General features: G+C 67.8%; 4 protein-coding genes. All 4 read right to left on the bottom strand.

What is annotated here, in order from left to right; all coding sequences use genetic code 11:
• Positions 1-13 precede the first annotated feature (13 nt).
• Entirely contained in the window at positions 14-919 is a 906-nt protein-coding gene (locus tag RIN80_RS23235; protein ID WP_309097588.1) for an RNA polymerase sigma factor SigF, read from the bottom strand.
• A 268-nt stretch (positions 920-1,187) separates the two neighbouring features.
• Positions 1,188-2,036, bottom strand: coding sequence for an RNA polymerase sigma factor SigF (locus RIN80_RS23230; protein ID WP_309097587.1), 849 nt, complete (start codon positions 2,034-2,036; stop codon positions 1,188-1,190).
• Positions 2,037-2,224: 188 nt separating this feature from the next.
• The gene (locus RIN80_RS23225; RefSeq protein WP_309097586.1) at positions 2,225-2,518 is read right to left on the bottom strand and encodes a Dabb family protein; all 294 of its coding nucleotides are present in this window, start codon (positions 2,516-2,518) and stop codon (positions 2,225-2,227) included.
• A complete protein-coding gene (locus tag RIN80_RS23220) occupies positions 2,518-2,694 on the bottom strand; it encodes a hypothetical protein (protein ID WP_309097585.1) in 177 nt (58 codons plus the stop codon). Before RIN80_RS23220 ends, RIN80_RS23225 begins: the two co-directional genes overlap by 1 nt.
• Positions 2,695-2,882: the final 188 nt, after the last annotated feature.

Below are 2,882 nucleotides of genomic sequence, written 5' to 3'. Positions count from 1 at the left end.
CCTCGGCCCGTCCTCAGTCCGAGATCAGGCCTTCCCGCAGCTGCGCCAACGTCCGCGTCAGCAGCCGCGAGACGTGCATCTGCGAGATGCCGACCTCCTCGCCGATCTGCGACTGCGTCATGTTCGCGAAGAACCGCAGCATGATGATCCGCCGCTCCCGGGGCGGGAGTTTGGCCAGCAGCGGCTTGAGGGACTCGCGGTACTCCACGCCCTCCAGTGCCGTGTCCTCGTACCCCAGCCGGTCCGCGAGCGACCCCTCGCCGCCGTCGTCCTCCGGCGCCGGCGAGTCCAGCGAGGACGCCGTGTACGCGTTCCCCACCGCCAGCCCGTCGACCACGTCCTCCTCGGACACCCCGAGCACGGAGGCGAGTTCGGTGACCGTCGGCGACCGGTCCAGCTTCTGCGAGAGCTCGTCGCTGGCCTTGGTCAGCGCCAGCCGCAGCTCCTGAAGCCGCCGCGGCACCCGCACCGACCAGGACGTGTCCCGGAAGAACCGCTTGATCTCCCCGACCACCGTCGGCATCGCGAACGTCGGGAACTCCACGCCCCGTTCGCAGTCGAACCGGTCGATCGCCTTGATCAGCCCGATCGTGCCGACCTGGACGATGTCCTCCATCGGCTCGTTCCGCGAGCGGAACCGCGCCGCCGCGTACCGCACCAGCGGCAGGTTGAGCTCGATCAGCGTGTCACGGACGTACGCACGCTCGGGGCTGTCCTCGTCGAGCGCGGCCAGCCGCAGGAACAGGGAGCGGGACAGGGTGCGGGTGTCGATGGCCCCCGTGGCCGGCAGCACCGGCGCGGGCTCGGTCACGAGCTCGGCCGGAACGTCGTCGATGGGGCCGAGTGAGTCGAGAGCATGGGGAGCTGTGTCGCTCTCCGCGAGCGTGAGCACCTTCGAGCTGCCCTGTTCTGCGGACATGCCACCCCCTTTGGGTCGCGGGACGGTCGCGGCGGACGCTCCCGTCTGAGGAACGCAGCCTTCACCTGAATACCGGAGCCGAAGCTCCGGCAAACGCGCTTCACGCAGAATGTCACATGTCGGCAACACGCTGTAGTGACATGTCGACATCTGAGACGCGAATCCGCCCTGCAAACAAGGGGTCTGACGACTTTTCGGCTCTCAACTGCCGGGAACGGCCCTGATGAGCGATTCCCTCCCCGCGGTGACCTCTCGCTCGCGTTTGCGGTTACGCGTCGATCCGGTTCGCAGACCGCAACCGCTGGAAGCTACGCGCGAGCAGCCGCGAGACGTGCATCTGTGAGACACCCAGTTCCGCGCTGATCTGGGACTGCGTGAGGTTGTTGTAGTACCGCAGCAGCAGGATCCGCTGCTCCCGCTCGGGCAGTTGCACGAGGAGGTGCCGTACGAGGTCCCGGTGCTCCACGCCGTCCAGCGCGGGGTCCTCGTAGCCGAGCCGGTCCAGCAGGCCGGGCAGCCCGTCGCCCTCCTGCGCGGCCTCCAGGGACGTGGCGTGGTACGACCGCCCGGCCTCGATGCAGGACAGCACCTCGTCCTCGGAGATGCGCAGCCGCTCGGCGATCTCCGCGGTCGTCGGGGTGCGCCCGAAGGCGGTCGTGAGGTCCTCCGTCGCGCTGTTCACCTGCACCCACAGCTCGTGCAGCCGGCGCGGCACGTGGACCGTGCGGACGTTGTCGCGGAAGTAGCGCTTGATCTCGCCGATGACCGTCGGCATCGCGAACGTCGGGAACTGCACGCCCCGGTCCGGGTCGAAGCGGTCGATGGCGTTGATCAGCCCGATGGTGCCGACCTGGACGACGTCCTCCATCGGCTCGTTGCGGGAGCGGAACCGGGCGGCCGCGTAGCGCACGAGCGGCAGGTTGGCCTCGATGAGCGCCCCGCGCACCCGGTCGTGCTCGGGCGTGCCCGGCTGGAGCTCCTTGAGCTGGGCGAAGAGCACCTGCGTGAGAGCGCGGGTGTCGGCGCCTCGGCTGCGCTGGGGAGCGGCAGGAGGGGGGTCGGGGGTTTCCGAGGTGGGTGCCTGAGGTGCGGTACTGGCCAGCACGGTCAACTCCACCTCGTCATCATCAACTCATCCGTCAACTCTTCCATCAAAAGCGGTCATAGCATCACAAGACATGTGCACTGTGTGCAAGCACCCCATAACTACGTGTTGAGGGATGAATGGCGCATAAATGAACTCACGCCACAGAGAAGCCCCCTGTCGCACCGACAGAGGGCTCGAAACGGCCGGGACGGCCGGACTCAGAACTCGTAGTCCGCGATCACCCACGTGGCGAACTCGCGCCACAGCGCCACACCGGCCTGGTGGTCGGGATGCTCCACGTACCGCCGCAGCGCTTCCGCGTCCTCGAAGGCGGAGTTGATGGCGAAGTCGTACGCGATGGGGCGGTCGCTGACGTTCCAGCCGAGCTCCCAGTGGCGCAGCTCGGGGATTCTGCCGTCGAGGGCGCGGAAGGCCTCGACGCCCTGCACGACCCGGGGCTCGTCGCGCTCGACGCCCTCGTTGAGCTTGAACAGGACCAGGTGGCGGATCATCACTTTCCTCCGTCGGCGACCCAGGTGGCGAAGTCGCCCAGGGCCTGGGCGGCGTCCGAGATGCCCTGGAACCCTATCTGGACGTAGTCCGCCGCCCCCTCCGGGTCCGTGATGATCACGTACGCAACGAAGACCACGAGGACGTAGACGGCGACCTTCTTCGCGTTCACCGCCATCGCGGCCTCCCCTGTTCCTGCTGTCGCTGCTGTCACTGGTGTCCCGGACAGCGCACATGATCGCACGAAGGAACGATCACCCGAAGGGGCGGCTCGCACGAAGGGCCCCGTCTTGCGACGGGGCCCTTCTCAAGCGGTAGCGGAGGGATTTGAACCCTCGGTGACTTGCGCCACACTCGCTTTCGAGG

The organism is Streptomyces sp., from assembly GCF_031181705.1.
GTDB lineage: Bacteria > Actinomycetota > Actinomycetes > Streptomycetales > Streptomycetaceae > Streptomyces.
The sequence above is the reverse complement of the archived record's forward strand: the minus strand, read 5'-3'. Positions and strand labels throughout refer to the sequence as shown.